The organism is Streptomyces carminius (assembly GCF_002794255.1).
Taxonomy (GTDB): domain Bacteria; phylum Actinomycetota; class Actinomycetes; order Streptomycetales; family Streptomycetaceae; genus Streptomyces; species Streptomyces carminius.
The window spans coordinates 267,358-285,688 of sequence record NZ_PGGW01000067.1 but is presented as its reverse complement, the minus strand read 5'-3'; the positions used below and the strand labels follow the sequence as shown (position 1 = coordinate 285,688).

Sequence of the window (18,331 nt, the reverse complement as noted above, 5' to 3'; positions counted from 1 at the left end):
GTGGCTGAGGGGCGGGGCGGGCCGCGGCCGTGCGCGGGCACGGTACGGCGCGGGGCGGCCCGGGCGGATCCCGCCGGGGCGGGGACGGGCGGGTCCGGGCGGGAGGTGACCCGGCCGGGGCGGGGTGCCGGACGGCCGGCGGCGCTACCGCTCGCCGGACGGGGCGGTCTCCCGGACGCCGAGGAGCACGCCGTCGCGGCCGTCCTCCTCGGTGAGCCGGACCCGGACCGTCTCCCGCAGCGACGTGGGGAGGTTCTTGCCGACGTAGTCGGCGCGGATCGGCAGCTCGCGGTGGCCGCGGTCGACGAGGACGGCGAGCTGCACGGCGCGCGGGCGGCCGATGTCGTTCAGCGCGTCGAGCGCGGCCCGGATGGTGCGCCCGGAGAAGAGCACGTCGTCGACGAGGACGACGAGCCGCCCGTCGATGCCCTCACCGGGGATCTCCGTGTGGGCCAGGGCGCGGGCCGGGCGCATGCGCAGGTCGTCGCGGTACATGGTGATGTCGAGGGAGCCGGCCGGCAGCGGTCTGCCGGTGATCTCCGTCAGCTTGGCGCCCAGCCGCCGGGCCAGATGCGTGCCGCGGGTGGGGATGCCGAGGAGCACCACGTCGTCGGCGCCCTTGGCGCGTTCGACGATCTCGTGGGCGATGCGGGTCAGGACCCGGGCGATGTCCGGTGCCTCCAGTACGGAGCGCGCCGGGGCCTCCGCGCCGGGGACGACGGGGGTGTCCGCGGCGCCGGACGTGCCGCCGCCGTCATCACCACTGTCGCCGTTCGCGGGAACGTTCGCAGGGTCGTTCGTGGGAACGTCCATGGAAAGAGGACCTCCTTCCCCGCCTCACGGGACGGGTCTTAAAGGACGCCGGATGGTGCGCCGTCAACGGTATCAGGGTCCGGCCGGAGCACCCCCGGCGGGCACCCGGCGAGCACCCGGTGAGCACTGCAGGGTGGCTTCCGCACCCGACCGGCCCCCCGGTATGGCCGGTTCGGCTTGACGGCGGACATTACGCTGCGTAACATCACAGTGAGTTACGAAGACGTCCCCCGGGGAGCCATATGTCCAGCGAATACGCCAAACAGCTCGGAGCCAAGCTCCGCGCCATCCGCACCCAGCAGGGCCTCTCCCTCCACGGCGTGGAGGAGAAGTCCCAGGGCCGCTGGAAGGCGGTCGTGGTCGGCTCGTACGAACGCGGTGACCGTGCCGTGACCGTGCAGCGCCTCGCCGAGCTGGCGGACTTCTACGGCGTCCCGGTGCAGGAACTGCTGCCGGGCAGCACGCCGGGCGGCGCAGCCGAGCCGCCGCCGAAGCTCGTCCTGGACCTGGAGCGGCTGGCCCACGTCCCGTCCGAGAAGGCCGGACCGCTGCAGCGGTACGCCGCCACCATCCAGAGCCAGCGCGGTGACTACAACGGCAAGGTGCTGTCGATCCGCCAGGACGACCTGCGCACCCTGGCCGTCATCTACGACCAGTCGCCGTCCGTGCTGACCGAGCAGCTCATCAGCTGGGGTGTGCTGGACGCCGACGCGCGCCGCGCGGTCCAGCACGAGGAGGCCTGAGACCCGGGCGCGGCGGTCCAGGGGCCGCCGCGCCGAAACCACCGCAGAAACGTATCGCCACCGCTCGGACCGGCCGCCCGCCGGCCGGCCCGAGCGGTGGCGGCCGTGCTTCCGGTCCGCGCTGGGCTCCCCTCCTCCCGGGGAGGGCCGGGGACGGACGGCGTACGGCGGGCCGGCGCGGAAACACGGACGCGGGGTCCGGGACATGGGATGTCCCGGACCCCGCGTCCGTACGCCTGCGGCGTCGCCGTGCGCTCGGGTGCGTCTCAGCGCAGCGTCGGCTTGAGTTCCTTCAGCCGGCCCAGCAGTCCGTTGACGAAGGAGGGGGAGTCGTCCGTGGAGAACTCCCTGGCGAGCTGTACCGCCTCGTCGATCACCACCGCGTCGGGCACCTCGTCCTCCCAGATCAGTTCGTAGGCGCCGAGCCGCAGGAGATTGCGGTCCACGGCGGGCATCCGGTCGAGGGACCAGCCGACGGAGTGGCTCTCGAGCAGCTCGTCGATCCGGCCCGCGCGCTCCGCGTACCCCTCGACCAGTTGCATCGTGTACTCGCCGACCGGCGGCTGGCGGTTGTCGGTCCGCGCGTGCCGGAGCCAGTCCGCCAGCACGGCTGTCACGGCGCTGTCGCGCTGATCGGCCTCGAACAGGATCTGGAAGGCGCGTTTGCGGGCCTTGGTACGGGCAGCCACGGTTAGCTGTTCACCCGGCCGAGGTACTCGCCGGAGCGGGTGTCGACCTTGATCTTCTCCCCGGTGGTGATGAAGAGCGGCACTCCGATCTCGTAGCCGGTCTCCAGCTTGGCGGGCTTGGTGCCGCCGGTGGAGCGGTCGCCCTGGACACCCGGCTCGGTGTACTCGACGGTCAGCTCGACGGCCGCCGGGAGCTCGATGTACAGCGGGTTGTCCTCGTAGATGGCCACCGTGCAGTCCTGGCCCTCCAGCAGGTAGTTGGCGGCGTCGCCCACGACCTCCGGGTTGACCTGGAGCTGGTCGAAGGTCTGGGTGTCCATGAAGACGAAGTCGGCACCGTCCTTGTACGAGAACTGCATACCGCGCCGGTCGACGGTGGCCGTGTCGACCTTGGTGCCGGCGTTGAAGGTCTTGTCCACCACCTTGCCCGACAGGACGTTCTTGAGCTTGGTGCGCACGAAGGCGCCGCCCTTGCCTGGCTTGACGTGCTGGAACTCGACTACGGACCAGAGCTGGCCCCCGTCGAGCTTGAGCACCATGCCGTTCTTGAGGTCGTTCGTGGTGGCCACGGTCGCGGAATCTCCTGAGACTGCTGCTGCGGAAGACCGCGGAGCGGCGGCCGTCCAATCGTGTGCCCGATCAGAGGGCGAGCAGCTCCTTGGTCGTGATGGTGAGTAGCTCGGGTCCGCCGTCCGCCTGGGGGCGGACGACGAGCGTGTCATCGATCCGGACGCCGCCCCGTCCCGGGAGGTGGACCCCCGGTTCGACGGTGACCGGCACACAAGCGTCCAGTTTACCCATGGCCGCGGGCGACAACTGCGGGTCCTCGCCGATTTCCAGCCCCACCCCGCGGCCGGTGTACGGCTCCAGCGTCTCACCGTACCCGGCCGCCGCCAGCCGATGGCGGGCCGCCCGGTCCACCCGGCGGTACTCCGCGCCGGGGACCAGCGCCTCCCGCCCGGCGCGCTGGGCCGCGAAGACCAGCTCGTACAGCTCCACCTGCCAGTCGGCCGGGGCGGGGCCGACCACGAAGGTGCGGCCGATCCGGCAGCGGTAGCCCCGGTAGACGGCGCCCAGGCACACGGTCAGGAAGTCGCCCTCCGCCACCCGCCGGTCGGTGGGGCGGTGGCCGGCCAGTCCGGAGTTGCCGCCCGTGGCGACACAGGTGGGAAAGGCCGGGCCCTCGGCGCCGTGGTCCGTCAGCCGCCGCTCCAGTTCCAGCGCCAGGTGACGCTCGGTGCGGCCGACCAGGATCGACTCCAGCAGTTCGCCGAGGGCGTGATCGGTGATCTCGGCGGCGATCCGCAGCGCCGCCAGCTCCTCGGCGTCCTTGACCAGGCGCTGCTGCTCCACCGCGCGGTCCAGGTCGGCCAGGCGCAGCCGCGGCGCGGCCGCGGCCAGGGCCCGGTGCCGGGCCACGGTCAGATCGTGCTCCTCCACCGCCAGCACCCCCGCTCCCGCCTCGGCGGCCAGCTCGGCGGCCGCGGCGGCCGGGTCGGCGGCGCGCCCCCAGACGTGTCCGGACAGGGCCAGACAGTGCAGACCGCCGGTGGCACCCGGTGGTTCCGCGCCGGGGACGGCTCCCGGCGGGCTCAGCAGCGTGTCGCGGCCGTCCGCGCCGAGCAGCAGTACCGCGCCAGGGACGGCACGGCCGGTCAGATAGCGGACGTTGGCGGGCCGCGAGACCAGGACGGCCTCACTGCCCGCCGCCGCGCACCGCTCGCGCAGTCGCGCACGGCGGGCCAGGTGCACCTCGGACATGGCTTCGAGCCTACGCAGGGCGGCGGGCGCCGGCCGTGCCGACACGTCCGCCGGGCGCCCGGTCGGGCGGTGGTCGCGTCCCCTTCCCCGCCGTTTCCCCGCCGTTTCCCCGCCGTGCCGCAGCTCCCCGCCGTGCCGCACCGCCGGTTCCCGGCGGTGCGGCACGGCGGGATCACCAGCTGGGCGGGCTGGTGAGGCTGCGGGCCACCGCCTCGTCCAGCAGCCTGGCGGTGGTCGCCACGTCCTGGCGCGAGTTGTCGATGATCGGCAGTCCGGAGCCGTACCAGCCGGCCATCCGCCCGTGGATGTGGGCCACCTCCTCGTCGGACAGCCTGCGGGTGCCCGCGCGCTCGGCGTTGCGCTCCAGGACCACCTCCAGGCCGGGCAGCAGCACGACCGGGATCAGGCCGGGGCCGACATGCCGCTTCCAGCCGCCGAGGCCGACGACCGGCCGGTCGGGGAAGACGGCGTCGTCCAGGATGCAGGAGATGCCGTTGGCCAGGAAGTTCCGGGCGGCGAAGCCGCAGGTGCGGCGGGCCAGCCGGTACTGCGCCTCGGAGTGCTCGTTCCAGCCGGACTGCGGATTGGCGAAACCGGAGCGGACCCACTCGCGGACGTCGTCCAGGCTGATGTGCGCGGTGGGCACCCGCCGGTGGTCGGCCCAGTACCGGGCGACGGTGGTCTTGCCCGCGCCCGCCGGGCCGATGAGCAGGACGGCGACGGCGGCGGTGTGCGCGGCCTCCACCGTGACCGGTCCGGCGGACGGGTCGGGAACGCCCGATACCTGCACCGGCCCGCCCGGCGGCAGCTGGACGTGCCCGGTGGGCTCCGGAGCCTGGGGCGGTGCCGGGGCCTGGGACGGTGCCGGAGGCGGAGCCGGGGCCGGCGGGGAGGCGGGTGCGGCCGGTACCTGCCGCGGTGGGGCCTGCCCGGGCGGGACCTGGTGGGGGGCACCCCAGCCCGGCGGGACGGCGGACCGCGGCTGCGCCTGGGGGTGCGGGGGGTGCGGGGGGTGCGGGGGGTGGCCCTGGGGGCGCCCCTGGGGAGAGCCCGGGGGCGGGACGGGCCGCTGCGTCCCGTACTGCTGCATCCGGTCCCAACTCCGTTTCCGTGCGGGTGTCCCGCGCGGGCCCGGTCGGGCCCTGGCCGGGTGCCACCGTGTCTCCGGTGTGTCTGCCGGTACCGAACCGTACCCTCCCCGGCCGGCCCAGTGTGAACGGCCGGGGAGACGGTGGAGTGCCCGGCCGCCCGGGACACCCGCCCGCGGAAACGCTCAGGCGGCGATCTCCGCGTGCGCCGCGAGCAGCATCGCCGGGTCCGGTCCCTCCAGGACCGTGGGCTTGGCCAGACCGTCCAGGACGATGAAGCGCAGCCGGTCGCCGCGGGTCTTCTTGTCCACCCGCATCGTCTCCAGCAGCCTCGGCCACTGGTCGCCGCGGTAGGTGACGGGCAGCCCGACGGAGGTGAGGACCGCGCGGTGACGGTCGGCGGTGGCGTCGTCCAGCCGGCCGGCGATCCGGCCGAGTTCGGCGGCGAAGACCATGCCGACGGCGACTGCGGCGCCGTGCCGCCACTCGTAGCGCTCGTTCTTCTCGATGGCGTGGGCGAGGGTGTGGCCGTAGTTGAGGATCTCCCGCAGGCCCGACTCCTTCAGGTCCGCGGAGACGACCTCGGCCTTCACCCGGATGGAGCGCTCGATCAGCTCGGCGGTGTGCGGGCCGGCCGGGGTGCGGGCCGCCCCGGGGTCGGCCTCGATCAGACCGAGGATGGCCGGGTCGGCGATGAAGCCCGCCTTGATGACCTCGGCGAGCCCGCTGACGTAGTCGTGCACGGGCAGGGACTCCAGCGCCGCCAGGTCGCACAGCACGCCCGCCGGCGGGTGGAAGGCGCCGACGAGGTTCTTGCCCTCGGCGGTGTTGATGCCGGTCTTGCCGCCGACCGCGGCGTCCACCATGCCCAGCACGGTGGTGGGCACCGCGACCCAGCGCACTCCGCGCAGCCAGCTGGCGGCCACGAAGCCCGCCAGGTCGGTGGTGGCTCCCCCGCCGACGCCGACGACGACGTCGGTGCGGGTGAAGCCGGAGGTGCCCAGCGCCTTCCAGCAGTAGGCGGCTACCTCGGCGGTCTTGGCCTCCTCGGCGTTGGGCACCTGGATGGCGATGGCCTCGAAGCCCTGCCCGGCCAGGTCCTCCCGGATCGCCTCGCCGGTCTCGGTCAGCGCCTCGGGGTGGATCACGGCGACCCGCCGGGCGGCGGTGCCCACCAGGTCCGGGAGCTCGCCCAGGAGCTGCCGTCCGACGAGGACGTCGTACGGCACCGTGCCCGCGATGCCGCCGACGGTGATGCGGACGGGGGGCCGGGTGGGGGATGCGGTAGTCATGTTTCCTTCCGTCCGAGTGCGTCCAGCACCGCCTGCGCGACCTCCTCGGGGTCGCGGCCGGCGGTGGTGACGGTCGCGCGGGCCACCTCGGTGTACAGCGGGCGGCGCTGCTCCATCAGGGTGCGCCACTGCTGCCGGGGGTTGACCGCCAGCAGCGGGCGCGGGGCGTCCAGGCCGACCCGCCGGACCGCGTCCGCGAGCGCCACGTCCAGGAAGACCACGGGCAGACCGGCCAGCAGAGCGCGGGTGCCCGCGTCCAGCACCGCCCCGCCGCCGAGCGAGACCACCCCGTCGTGCCCGGTGACGGCGGCGCGCACGGCCCGCCGCTCCAGTTCCCGGAAGTGCTCCTCGCCGTCCTGGACGAAGATGTCGGGGATCGGCCTGCCCGCGGCGGCCTCGATGTCGGCGTCGGTGTCCCGCAGGGCGACGCCGAGCCGCCGGGCCAGGACGGTGCCCACGGTGGTCTTGCCCGCACCGGGCGGGCCCACCAGTACGACGGCCGGAGCGGTCACCGGATCTCCAGGTTGTCCAGGTAGCCGGTCACGTTGCGGCGGGTCTCGGCGACGCTGTCACCGCCGAACTTCTCGGCGACCGCGTCGGCCAGGACGAGCGCGACCATCGCCTCGGCGACGATGCCGGCCGCCGGGACCGCGCACACGTCCGAGCGCTGGTGGTGGGCGCGGGTGGCCTCACCGGTGGTGACGTCCACGGTGGCCAGTGCGCGCGGCACGGTGGCGATGGGCTTCATCGCGGCCCGCACCCGCAGCAGCTCGCCGGTGGACAGCCCGCCCTCGGTGCCGCCGGAGCGGCCCGAGGCACGGCGGATCCCGTCCTCACCGGGAAGGATCTCGTCGTGCGCCTGCGAGCCGGGCACCCGGGCCAGCTCGAAGCCGTCGCCGAGTTCCACGCCCTTGATGGCCTGGATGCCCATCAGGGCGGCGGCCAGCCGGGCGTCCAGGCGGCGGTCCCAGTGGACGTGGGAGCCCAGTCCGACCGGGACCCCGTGGGCGACGACCTCGACGACACCGCCGAGGGTGTCGCCGTCCTTGTGGGCCTGGTCGATCACGGCGACCATCGCCTCGCTCGCCTCCGGGTCCAGGCAGCGGACCGGGTCGGCGTCCAGCCGTGCCACGTCCGCCGGCTCCGGCAGCGTGCCGGCCGGAGCCTTGGCCCCGCCCAGCTCGACGACATGGCTGACGATCTCGATGCCGGCCGTCTCCCGCAGGTAGGAGCGCGCCACCGTGCCCAGCGCGACCCGGGCCGCCGTCTCCCGCGCGGAGGCCCGCTCCAGGATGGGCCGGGCGTCACTCACGCCGTACTTCTGCATCCCGGCCAGATCGGCGTGGCCGGGCCTCGGCCGGGTCAGCGGCGCGTTGCGGGCCAGCTCGGCGAGCTCGGCCTCGTCCACCGGGTCGGCCGCCATGACCTTCTCCCACTTGGGCCACTCGGTGTTCCCGATCATGACGGCGACCGGGGAGCCGAGGGTCAGGCCGTGCCGCACCCCGCCGATGAAGGTGACCTCGTCACGCTCGAACTTCATCCGGGCGCCGCGCCCGTACCCCAGCCGCCGCCGCGCGAGCGCGTCCGCCACCATGTCGGTGGTGATCGGCACGCCGTAGGGCAGTCCCTCCAGCGTCGCCACCAGTGCGGGACCGTGCGACTCCCCCGCGGTCAGCCAGCGCAACCTGCTCAACGGTGCTCCTCAGTCCGGGCCCTACGTCCTCGCTGCCGATCCTCCCATGTCCGCGCGGCGGGACCGGCCGACCGTCCAGCAGACGGAACGGTTGTGTCAGGTCGGGGCGCCGGACCGGGCACGGACGCACCCGCCGGTCAGGTGCCGCGGGCCGCCAGGGCCGCCTCGCCCGCGGCGCGCATCGCGGCCAGCGGTGCGGGGGCGCGGCCGGTCATCATCTCGACCTGGAGCACGGCCTGGTGGACCAGGAGGTCCAGACCGCCGACGACCGCCCCGCCGCGGGCCGCCCAGGCGGCGGCCAGCGGGGTCGGCCAGGGGTCGTACAGGACGTCGAAGAGGGTGCCGGGCCGCTCGGGCACCGCGCCGGCCAGCGCGTCGGCGGCGCCGGCCGGGGTGGTGGCGACCACCAGGGGCGCGGCCAGCGCCCGTGCCGCGTCCGCCCAGGCGGCGGCCGTCACGGGGACCCCGAGCCGCTCGCCCCAGCCGCGCATCTCCTCGGCCCGCTCCCGGCTGCGGACGTACACGGTGACCTCACCGGAGCAGATCCGGGCGAGGGCGGCCAGCGCCGAGGAGGCGGTGGCGCCGGCACCCAGCACCGCGGCGTGCGGGACGCGCTCGACACCGCGCTCGCGCAGCGCCGCGACGATGCCGGGGATGTCGGTGTTGTCGCCGTGCCGGCGGCCGTCGGCGGTGAGGACCAGGGTGTTGACGGCCTCGACCGACGCGGCGGTGTCGCCGACGGTGTCCAGCAGCGGGATGACGGCCCGCTTGAGCGGCATGGTCAGCGACAGCCCGGCCCAGTCCTCCCCGCTCGCGGCCAGTTTCTCCAGGAAGGGGCCGATGCCCGCCTCGTCCACCTCGAACCGGTCGTACGACCAGCCGGTCAGTCCCAGCTCCCGGTAGGCCGCCCGGTGCAGCTCCGGGGAGAGGGAGTGCCCTATGGGGGAACCGAGAACCGCGGCCCGCCTGCCGTCCGTCATCGTCCCTCCTCCTCCTTCGGTTCCTCAGTCCGCTGTCCGCTGTCCGCTGTCCTCGGTTCTCAGTCCTTGTCGCGCTCGGCGTTGAAGTCCTGGACGTTCTTCTCGTGCTCGGCCTGGCTGTCGGTGAAGCGGGTGTCCCCGGGCTTGACGGTGACGAAGAACAGCCAGTTCCCCTCGACCGGGCCGAGTGCCGCCTCGAGCGCCTGGTGGCCGGGGTTGTCGATGGGGCCGGGCGGCAGCCCCTTGTTGCGGTAGGTGTTGTAGGGGTGGTCGAGCCTGGTCTCCCCCACCGTTATGTCGAGCTTCGACTCGCCCTTGGCGTAGTTGATGGTCGAGTCGAACTGGAGCAGCATGTCCTTGTCCAGCCGGTTGTAGATCACCCGCGAGACCTTGCCGAACTCCTCGTCCTCCTGGGCCTCCGCCTGGATCAGCGAGGCGATGGTGAGGATCTCGTACGGAGTCTTGTCCAGCTGCGCGGCCTGGGCCTCCAGGTCGATCTGTGCGAACTCCTTCTCGGCCCGGTCGACCATCTTCTTGAGCAGGTCGCCGGGCTTGGTCTGCTCGCCCAGGGTGTATCTGGCCGGGAAGAGGAAGCCCTCGGGGTTGCCCTTGGCCCACTCGGGCAGGCCGAGGTCGGTGTTCTCGGCGGCCTCGGCCGTGGCGCCCTCCTCCAGACCGAGTTTCTCGTCGATCAGCCGGTAGATGTCCGAGGCCCGCTTGCCCTCGGCGATGATCAGGGTGTTCTGGGTGGCCGGGTCGAGCATCATCGCCATGGCCGCCTCGGCCGACATCTCCTTGCGGAGGGTGTAGACACCGGCCTGGATGGTCTTGGACTTGGCGTTGGCGTTGGACTCCTCGATGAACGCGGCCCGGCTCTTGACCACGCCCGCCTTCTCCAGTATTGCCCCCATCTCGGCCAGGCTGCTGCCCTCGGGGATCTCCACCTGGACCTCGCCGCTGCCGGAGCCGGAGAAGTCCGGCGCGGGGGCGAAACGGCTCTGGTAGAAGTCGTACGCGAAGTAGCCGCCGCCGCCGATCCCGCCTATCAGGACGGTGGCGACGACCAGGCAGGCGCAGCCGTTCCGGCGCTTGGTGCCGCCCTTCCCCCGGCGTTCGCGGGCGGACCGGCCGTCGGCGTCGTGGTCGTCGTCATCGCTGTCGTCGTCCGTGAAGAAGGCGTGCTCGCCCTGGTCCGGGCCGGGGTCCCAGCCGGTCTCCTCGTCGAGGTCAGGGGCGGGGGCGGGCCGCTCCCGGCCCCGGCTCCGCGGGGGTTCCTGCCCCTGTTCGCCGTACTCCCCGTGCTGGGGCTGCCGAGGCTGCCGGGGATCGGGCCGGTCGGCGTACTGCCCGTCATCGTGGGAGTCGCCGTACTGCTGCTGACCGTACGGATCGCCGTACTGCTGCTGATGCCCCTGCTGCTGACCGTACGGATCGCCGTACTGCTGCTGATGCCCCTGCTGCTGACCATAGGGATCGCCGTACTGCTGCTGATGCCCCTGCTGCTGACCGTACGGATCGCCGTACTGCTGCTGATGCCCCTGCTGCTGACCGTACGGATCGCCGTACTGCTGCTGATGCCCCTGCTGCTGACCATAGGGATCGCCGTACTGCTGCTGATGCCCCTGCTGCTGACCATAGGGATCGCCGTACTGCTGCTCGCCGTGGGTGTCCCAGTCTCCCGGCTGGGTCCCCTTCCATCCCCGGTCCCCGTAGAGGGGGTCGTCGGGATCCCACGGTTCGGAGCCGGAACCCCGGCCATACTCAGTCATCGGTCCCCTAGAGCCGTAAGACGGCAGACGGTTGCGGTGTACACGGACGCCTCGCCCGAAGGGACCTTCCACCGTACGGCTCGGTGTTCGAACAGCGCCGTCCGAAGCGGAACGTTACCGTACCGCTATGGGCCGTCCACCTCGACGCACTCGCCCGGCGGCTCCCCCAGGGCCCGCTCGGTCTCCAGGGCGTTCTGGAGGATGACGACGGCGGCCGCCTGGTCGATGCGGCCCCGCCCCTTCTTCGCCGACACGCCCGACGCCCGCATGTCCCGGGCCGCGGCGACCGTGCTCATCCGCTCGTCCACCAGGCGCACGGCCACCGGGGCGACCTGCCCGGCGAACTCCCGGGCGAAGGTACGGATCCGGGCCGCGGCCGGGCCCTCGCGCCCGTTGAGGGAACGCGGGAGCCCGACCACCACCTCCAGGGGCTCGTACTCGGCGACGAGTTCGGCCAGCCGCCGGCGGGCGGCCGGGGCGTCGCGTCCCGGCACGGTCTCCACGGGAGTGGCCAGCAGCCCGTCGGGGTCGCAGGAGGCGACCCCGATCCGGGCCTCGCCGACATCGACGGCGAGCCGCCTGCCGCGTCGCATCAGGAGGCCGCCACCAGGCGCTCGACGGCGGCGACGGCGTCCTCGACCGCCTCCGGGCGCTGTCCGCCGCCCTGGGCGACGTCCGGCTTGCCGCCGCCTCCGCCGCCGAGGGCCTTGGCGGCGGCGCGCACCAGGTCGCCGGCCTTCAGACCGCGGTCGCGGGCGGCGTCGTTGGTGGCGATGACGGTCAGCGGACGGCCGTTGACCACACTGAAGAGGGCCACCACGGCCGGACGCCCGCCCTGGATCCGGCCGCGCACGTCCAGGACGAGCCTGCGCAGGTCGTCGGCGCCCGTGCCGTCGGGCACCCGGCCGCCGACGAAGGCGGTCCCGTTCACGTCCCGGGCGGCGGAGGCCAGCCCGGCGGCGGCGGCCAGGACCTTCTCGGCGCGGAAGCGCTCGATCTCCTTCTCGGCGTCCCTCAGCCGGGCGAGCATGCCGGAGACCTTCTCCGGGAGTTCCTCGGGCCGGCCCTTGACCAGTTCGGTGAGCTGGGAGACCACCGTGTGCTCGCGGGCGAGGAAGTTGTAGGCGTCCACCCCGACCAGGGCCTCCACCCGGCGCACGCCGGAGCCGATGGAGGACTCGCCCAGCAGCTTCACCAGACCGAGCTGGGCGGTGTTGTGGACGTGGGTGCCGCCGCACAGCTCCTTGGAGAAGTCGCCGATGGTCACCACCCGCACCCGGTCGCCGTACTTCTCGCCGAACTCGGCGATGGCGCCCTGCTTCTTCGCCTCCTCCATGCTCATCACCTCGGCCATGACGTCGAGCTCCCGGGCGAGGACCTCGTTGATCTTCTGCTCGACGTCGGTGAGGACGGCACCGGGCACGGCGGTCGGCGAGCCGAAGTCGAAGCGGAAGCGGCCCGGGGCGTTCTCGGAGCCCGCCTGGGCGGCCGTCGGGCCCAGCGCGTCGCGCAGCGCCTGGTGGGTGAGGTGGGTGGCGCTGTGGGCGCGGGCGATGGCCCGGCGACGGGTCACGTCGATGACGGCGTGGGCGGAGGCCCCGACGGTCACCTCGCCCACCTGGACGGTGCCCTTGTGCACGGTGACGCCGGGCACCGGCTGCTGGACGTCGCGGACCTCGACGACGGCGCCGGAGTCCAGCCGGATGCGGCCGGTGTCGGGCTGCTGCCCGCCGCCCTCGGCGTAGAACGGGGTGCGGTCGAGGACGACCTCGACATCGTCGCCCTCGGTGGCGGCCGGCGAGGGCAGGCCGTTCACCAGCAGGCCGACGACGGCGGCCTCGCCCTCGGTGTCGGTGTAGCCGGTGAAGACGGTGGTGCCGGCGGCATCGGCGACCTCGCGGTAGGAGCTCAGGTCGGCGTGGCCGGTCTTCTTGGCACGGGCGTCGGCCTTGGCGCGCTCCCGCTGCTCCCGCATCAGGCGGCGGAAGCCCTCCTCGTCCACGGACAGGCCCTGTTCGGCGGCCATCTCCAGGGTGAGGTCGATGGGGAAGCCCCAGGTGTCGTGGAGCAGGAAGGCCTTCTCACCGGGCAGGACGGACCCGCCGGCGGACTTGGTCTCGGTGACGGCGGTGTCGAGGATGTTGGTGCCGGCCTTGAGGGTCTTGAGGAAGGCGGCCTCCTCGGCGAGTGCGACGGTCTCGATGCGCCGCCGGTCGGTGATCAGCTCGGGGTACTGCTGCCCCATCATGTCGATCACGACGTCGACCAGGTCCTTGACGACGGGACCGGTGGCGCCCAGGAGGCGCATGTTGCGGATGGCACGGCGCATGATGCGGCGCAGCACGTAGCCGCGGCCCTCGTTGCCGGGGGTGACGCCGTCGCCGATGAGCATGACGGAGGTGCGCATGTGGTCGGTGACCACGCGCAGCGAGACGTCGGAGTCCCCGGCCTCGCCGTAGCGGACGCCGGTGAGCCCGGTGGCCCTGTCGATGACCGCCATGGAGGTGTCGATCTCGTACATGTTCCGCACGCCCTGCAGGATCATGGCGAGCCGCTCCAGGCCGAGCCCGGTGTCGATGTTCTGCTGCGGGAGGTCCCCGAGGATCGGGTAGTCCTTGCCCTCGCCCGGCCCGCGCTCGTACTGCATGAAGACCAGGTTCCAGATCTCCATGTAGCGTTCGTCGTTGACGGCCGGGCCGCCCTCGGCGCCGAACTCGGGACCGCGGTCGTAGTTGATCTCGGAGCAGGGCCCGCAGGGACCGGGCACGCCCATGTCCCAGTAGTTGTCCTTCTTGCCCAGCCGCTGGATCCGCTCCGCGGGGACGCCGACGACCTCGCGCCAGATGCGCTCGGCCTCGTCGTCCTCCTCGTAGACGGTGATCCACAGCTTCTCCGGGTCCAGCCCGTAACCGCCCCCGTCCTGCGGCGTGGTGAGCAGCTCCCAGGCGTACCGGGCGGCGCCCTCCTTGAAGTAGTCGCCGAAGGAGAAGTTGCCGCACATCTGGAAGAAGGTGCCGTGCCGGGTGGTCTTGCCGACCTCCTCGATGTCCGGGGTGCGCACGCACTTCTGCACGCTGGTGGCGCGCTTGTACGGCGGGGTGGCCTCACCCAGGAAGTACGGCTTGAAGGGCACCATGCCCGCGGGGACCAGCAGCAACGTCGGGTCGTCCGCGATCAGTGACGCCGACGGCACGACGGTGTGCCCCCGCTCCTCGAAGAAGCGCAGCCAGCGGCGGCGGATTTCAGCCGACTCCATCAGTGGTCCTCATTCCGGTCGTACGGGTGGGTGGTGCCGAGCTCGCGGCGGGGGCCCTTACCGGGGAGCCCGGGGCGGTCGGGGGCGGCGGGGACCGGGGCGGCGGTCCCGTCCGCCGCCGTCAGCCCCAGCGCGTCGTTCAGCTCGCCCTCCCGCTGCGCCATTCCGGCGCGGACGTCGAGCGCGAACTCCCTCATCCGGTGCCCGGCCGCCACGGCCTGGCCGGCGGCCCGGGCGGCGAGGCTCTCGGGGGTGAGGGCGCGCAGCTTGCGGTTGACCTTGGTGGTGGCCCAGACGCCGGCGGCGGCGCCGGCTCCGAACCAGAAGACGCGGCGGAACACGGTGGTCGTCAGTCCTTTCCGGCACGTCCGGTGCGTCCGGCACGGCCTGTGCGGCGCGCGGCCGGGACGGAGCGGCCGACGACGGTGCGCCCCGGCCGCGGTGTGCCGTCCTTGCGGGCGAGGGCGCGGCGCACGCCGTATCCGAAGGCGGCGACCTTCACCAGCGGGCCGCCGAAGGCGGTGGACACCGTCGAGGACAGCGCCGAGGCGTTGGCCGTGACCTCCTGGACGTCGGCGGCGATGGCGTCCACCCGGCTGAGCTGGCTCTGCGCCGAGCGGACGGTGTCGGACGCCTCGGTGAGGAGGGGGACCGCCCGCTCCGTCACGTCCGTCACCAGTCTGGTCGCCGCCCTGAGCGTCTGCGCGAGCCTCACCAGCACCACGGCGAGGAACGACACCAGGATCGCCCAGAAGACCGCCACCAGGAGGCCGGCCACCTCTCCACCGGACACGCTGCACCGCTTCCCTCGGGTCGTATGGGGTCGGCCGCCGCGCCGTGTGGCCCGCGAGAGGCCCGGACAGGCGGTCTCACGGGTGCGGCGGCGGTTACCGACCTTATCGCGCCACGAGCCCCGGACCGTACCGGTTTCCCCCGCCGGCGCACCCGTGGAGCCGGTACGCGGGGCCCGGGCGTCCGGACACGCGGCGGCCCCCCTGCCGCGGCGGGCGGCAGAGGGGCCGGGAGGTCCGGGGCTCCCCGGCGGCTCAGCGGGCGTAGTACTCCACGACGAGCTGCTCGTCGCAGATCACCGGGATCTCCTTGCGGTTCGGGTCCCGGTCGAGGCGGAACGCCAGCGCCTTGAGGTTGACCTGCAGGTAGCGCGGGGTCTCGCCGTCGGTCGCGTAGCCGCCCTCCCGGGCCACCTGGAAGGGGTGCTTGTCGCGGCTGCGCTCGCGGACCGCCACCACGTCCTCCGGGCGGACCCGGAAGGAGGGCTTGTCGACCTTGCGGCCGTTGACCTCGATGTGGCCGTGCACGACCATCTGGCGGGCCTGGTAGATGGTGCGGGCGATGCCCGACCGCAGGACGAGGGCGTCCAGCCTGCGCTCCAGCTCGACGATGAGCGCCTCGCCGGTCTTGCCCTCGACCTTCCGGGCGCGCTCGTAGGCGCGCGCCATCTGGCGCTCGCTGATGTCGTACTGGGCACGCAGCCGCTGCTTCTCCAGCAGCCGGACCTTGTAGTCGCTGTTCTGCTTGCGACCCCGGCCGTGCTCGCCGGGCGGGTAGGGACGCTGCTCGAAGTACTTCACGGCCTTCGGGGTCAGCGCTATGCCGAGCGCACGCGACTTCTTGACCTTGGGACGCGACTGGTTCACGTTGAACGGACCTCCTGTAACTTAGGTGAGGCTTACCTTAGTGGAGGAGAACGCATGTTTCGACCTGGGGTCCCCCTGCCCGGCGCCGGACCGGCGGGCGGTACTGGCGGCACGGACGACCGTACGGCCGGTGCCGGAAGCAGCGCACAGCGGGCGGAACAGCGCGTGGGACAGCGCACGGGACAGCGCACGGGAAGGGGTCAGCCGCGTCCCGGGGCGGAAACGGAGGCACGGCGGCCGGAAGCCGCCGAGCGGATGCGCACTCTCGTCGAGTCGAACGCCTCGGCCGTCCTCGTCATTCCCGGGGCGGAGCTGCCCGACTGCGGTCCCGGGCTGGGGCAGGGCGCTCCCGAGGCCCGTGCCGTCACCCCCGACGGGGACGTGTTGCTGCTGGTCCCGGCCGATTCCCCGGCCGCCCGGGCCACCGCCCACGCCCGGGACGGCGACCTCGCCGCCGTGATGGAGATCACCGACGTGGCCCCCGTCGCGGTCCCCCACCGCATCCGCGGCCGGGCCCGGATCGCGGGCTGGCTCACCCCGGTCACCGGCACCGAACGGGTCCGCTGCGCCGGACTGCTGGCCGAGCGGCACCCGGCGGGCCCGTTCCCGGGCACCGCGTGGACACCGCTGCGGCTGGAGGTCGGTGAGGGGCGGCTCGACGACCTGTGGGGCGGGGGACACGTCGAGCCCGAGGAGTTCGCGGCGGCGGTGCCCGACCCGGTCGCCACCCGCGAGACCGAACTCCTCCAGCACCTCGCCGCCGCCCACGACGACCGGATGCGTTCCCTGTGCGCCCTGCTGGACGGGCGCGGGCGGGCCCGCGGCCCCTGGGAGCGGGTGGTGCCGCTGGCGCTGGACCGGTTCGGCCTGCGGGTGCGGTTCTGCGCCGCGGGGAACGGGAAGGTGCTCGACGCGCGCTTCGACTTCCCCAGGCCGGTGCGGGACATGGCGGGGCTGCGCCGGGCCGTGCACGCACTGTTCGACGCGGCCGCCGCGGGCTGATCCCGAGCGCGGGGGCCGCCGGGAATCCCGCCGGGCGGCGGAGCGGCCGGGGGCTGAGCGGCGGGCCTGCCGCTCAGCCCTCCTGCCGCTCCGGCGGCGGTGCCCCCTCCCCGCGTGACTCCCCGTGTGACTCCCCGCGCGGATTCCCGTGCAGCCTGGCCCGTACCCGCTCCGCCACCTCGGCGTACCGGGCCTCCGCGCCGTACCGCGTGGGCTCGTAGTAGCGCCTGCCGTGGACGGCGTCCGGGGCGTACTGCTGCGCGGCGATGCCGCCCGGCATGTCGTGCGGGTACCGGTAGCCCTCGCCGTGGCCCATCTTCTTCGCGCCCCCGTAGTGGGTGTCGCGCAGATGCGGGGGCACCGGCCCGGCCAGCCCCGCCCGTACGTCGGCCAGCGCCGCGTCGACCGCCAGGTAGGCGGCGTTGGACTTCGGCGCGAGGGCCAGGGCTATGGTCGCCTGGGAGAGGGTGATCCGCGCCTCGGGGAAGCCGATCATCGCCACCGCCTGCGCGGCGGCCACCGCCGTGGGCAGGGCGGTGGGGTCGGCCAGGCCGATGTCCTCGCTGGCGGAGATCATCAGCCGCCGGGCGATGAACCTCGGATCCTCCCCCGCCTCGATCATCCGGGCCAGGTAGTGCAGCGCCGCGTCCACGTCCGAGCCGCGGATCGACTTGATGAGCGCACTGGCCACGTCGTAGTGCTGGTCGCCGTCGCGGTCGTACTTCACCGCCGCCCGGTCGACGGTCTCCTCCAGCGTCGTCAGGGTGATCTCCCGCTCGCCCTTGTCCAGCGCCGCGCCCGCGCCCGCCTCCAGCGCGGTGAGCGCCCGGCGCGCGTCACCCCCGGCGATCCGCAGCAGATGCGCCTCGGCGTCCTCGGGCAGGGCCACCGCGCCGCCCAGCCCGCGCTCGTCGGCGAGCGCGCGGCGCAGCAGGCCGCGCAGGTCCTCCTCGGTCAGCGGCTCCAGGGTCAGCAGCAGCGAGCGGGACAGCAGCGGGGAGATCACCGAGAAGTACGGGTTCTCCGTGGTCGCCGCGACGAGGGTGACCCAGCGGTTCTCCACGGCGGGCAGCAGGGAGTCCTGCTGGGCCTTGCTGAAACGGTGGATCTCGTCCAGGAACAGCACGGTGTCCTTGCCGTAGCCGCCCGCGGCGCGGCGGGCCGCGTCGATGACGGCCCGGACCTCCTTGACCCCGGCGGTGATCGCCGACAGCTCCGTGAAGCGCTTCTCGGCGGCCCGGCTGACGACATGCGCCAGAGTCGTCTTGCCGGTGCCCGGCGGCCCCCACAGGATCACCGAGGACGGCCCGGCCGGTCCCTTGCCGCCCTCGCCGACCAGGCGGCGCAGCGGGGAGCCGGGACGCAGCAGGTGCCGCTGCCCGACGACCTCGTCCAGGGTGCGCGGGCGCATCCGGACCGCCAGCGGCGTGGCGGTCGGGTCCTTCTCCTGGCGCTCCTCCGCGGCGGCGGTGAACAGATCGGCTTCCACGTCACGCAACCTTAGGCCACCGCGCCGACAGCGCGCCGGAAACGGCCGGCGGGCCGCCCGCCTCCCCGGGGAGGGGGCGGCCGACCCGCCGGCGCGGT

The 18,331-nt window shown here is 73.7% G+C and carries 18 protein-coding genes; 2 read left to right on the top strand and 16 right to left on the bottom strand.

Features of this window, described 5'->3' with window-relative positions; all coding sequences use genetic code 11:
- Positions 1-144: 144 nt before the first annotated feature.
- Positions 145-813, bottom strand: coding sequence for a bifunctional pyr operon transcriptional regulator/uracil phosphoribosyltransferase PyrR (pyrR, locus tag CUT44_RS25685; protein ID WP_100204300.1), 669 nt, complete (start codon positions 811-813; stop codon positions 145-147).
- A gap of 242 nt (positions 814-1,055) precedes the next feature.
- Here pyrR and bldD point away from each other — a divergent pair, with 242 nt between their 5' ends.
- Entirely contained in the window at positions 1,056-1,556 is a 501-nt protein-coding gene (gene bldD, locus CUT44_RS25680; protein ID WP_093662576.1) for a transcriptional regulator BldD, read from the top strand.
- Positions 1,557-1,822: 266 nt separating this feature from the next.
- Here bldD and nusB read toward each other — a convergent pair whose 3' ends face one another.
- The 14 genes from nusB to rpsD form a co-directional block, all read right to left on the bottom strand.
- A complete protein-coding gene (gene nusB, locus CUT44_RS25675; protein ID WP_100204299.1) occupies positions 1,823-2,245 on the bottom strand; it encodes a transcription antitermination factor NusB in 423 nt (140 codons plus the stop codon).
- 2 nt (positions 2,246-2,247) lie between these two features.
- Positions 2,248-2,814, bottom strand: a complete 567-nt coding sequence (gene efp, locus CUT44_RS25670) for an elongation factor P (protein ID WP_100204298.1) — start codon at positions 2,812-2,814, stop codon at positions 2,248-2,250.
- Between the two features lie 70 nt (positions 2,815-2,884).
- The gene (locus CUT44_RS25665) at positions 2,885-4,006 is read right to left on the bottom strand and encodes a M24 family metallopeptidase (RefSeq protein ID WP_100204469.1); all 1,122 of its coding nucleotides are present in this window, start codon (positions 4,004-4,006) and stop codon (positions 2,885-2,887) included.
- A gap of 172 nt (positions 4,007-4,178) precedes the next feature.
- A complete protein-coding gene (locus tag CUT44_RS25660) occupies positions 4,179-5,096 on the bottom strand; it encodes an AAA family ATPase (RefSeq protein WP_100204297.1) in 918 nt (305 codons plus the stop codon).
- A 183-nt stretch (positions 5,097-5,279) separates the two neighbouring features.
- Positions 5,280-6,386: a 3-dehydroquinate synthase gene (gene aroB, locus CUT44_RS25655; protein ID WP_100204296.1), complete on the bottom strand. Its 1,107-nt coding sequence runs from the start codon at positions 6,384-6,386 to the stop codon at positions 5,280-5,282.
- Positions 6,383-6,898, bottom strand: a complete 516-nt coding sequence (locus CUT44_RS25650) for a shikimate kinase (protein ID WP_100204295.1) — start codon at positions 6,896-6,898, stop codon at positions 6,383-6,385. Before CUT44_RS25650 ends, aroB begins: the two co-directional genes overlap by 4 nt.
- Positions 6,895-8,079 (bottom strand): chorismate synthase, encoded by a 1,185-nt coding sequence (gene aroC / locus CUT44_RS25645; RefSeq protein ID WP_100204294.1) that lies wholly within the window; start codon positions 8,077-8,079, stop codon positions 6,895-6,897. The genes CUT44_RS25650 and aroC overlap by 4 nt, the downstream gene beginning before the upstream one ends.
- 137 nt (positions 8,080-8,216) lie before the next feature.
- The gene (locus CUT44_RS25640; RefSeq protein WP_100204293.1) at positions 8,217-9,059 is read right to left on the bottom strand and encodes a shikimate dehydrogenase; all 843 of its coding nucleotides are present in this window, start codon (positions 9,057-9,059) and stop codon (positions 8,217-8,219) included.
- A gap of 59 nt (positions 9,060-9,118) precedes the next feature.
- Positions 9,119-10,828, bottom strand: coding sequence for an endolytic transglycosylase MltG (gene mltG, locus CUT44_RS25635; RefSeq protein ID WP_100204292.1), 1,710 nt, complete (start codon positions 10,826-10,828; stop codon positions 9,119-9,121).
- A gap of 125 nt (positions 10,829-10,953) precedes the next feature.
- Complete coding sequence (gene ruvX, locus CUT44_RS25630) at positions 10,954-11,421, bottom strand: Holliday junction resolvase RuvX (protein ID WP_100204291.1); 468 nt, start codon at positions 11,419-11,421, stop codon at positions 10,954-10,956.
- Positions 11,421-14,084, bottom strand: coding sequence for an alanine--tRNA ligase (gene alaS, locus CUT44_RS25625; protein WP_100204290.1), 2,664 nt, complete (start codon positions 14,082-14,084; stop codon positions 11,421-11,423). Before alaS ends, ruvX begins: the two co-directional genes overlap by 1 nt.
- Positions 14,084-14,425 carry a DUF6167 family protein gene (locus CUT44_RS25620; RefSeq protein ID WP_100204289.1) on the bottom strand — a complete coding sequence of 114 codons (342 nt, stop codon included), beginning with the start codon at positions 14,423-14,425 and terminating at the stop codon, positions 14,084-14,086. Before CUT44_RS25620 ends, alaS begins: the two co-directional genes overlap by 1 nt.
- A gap of 8 nt (positions 14,426-14,433) precedes the next feature.
- Entirely contained in the window at positions 14,434-14,877 is a 444-nt protein-coding gene (locus CUT44_RS25615) for a DUF948 domain-containing protein (protein WP_100204288.1), read from the bottom strand.
- Positions 14,878-15,130: 253 nt separating this feature from the next.
- Positions 15,131-15,742, bottom strand: coding sequence for a 30S ribosomal protein S4 (rpsD, locus tag CUT44_RS25610; protein ID WP_100204287.1), 612 nt, complete (start codon positions 15,740-15,742; stop codon positions 15,131-15,133).
- A 255-nt stretch (positions 15,743-15,997) separates the two neighbouring features.
- Between rpsD and CUT44_RS25605 the strand changes: the two genes are divergently transcribed.
- Positions 15,998-16,744 (top strand): DUF2470 domain-containing protein, encoded by a 747-nt coding sequence (locus CUT44_RS25605; RefSeq protein ID WP_233221655.1) that lies wholly within the window; start codon positions 15,998-16,000, stop codon positions 16,742-16,744.
- Between the two features lie 73 nt (positions 16,745-16,817).
- Here the strand turns inward: CUT44_RS25605 and CUT44_RS25600 are convergent, their stop codons facing one another.
- Positions 16,818-18,233 (bottom strand): replication-associated recombination protein A, encoded by a 1,416-nt coding sequence (locus CUT44_RS25600; protein WP_100204286.1) that lies wholly within the window; start codon positions 18,231-18,233, stop codon positions 16,818-16,820.
- Positions 18,234-18,331 lie beyond the last annotated feature (98 nt).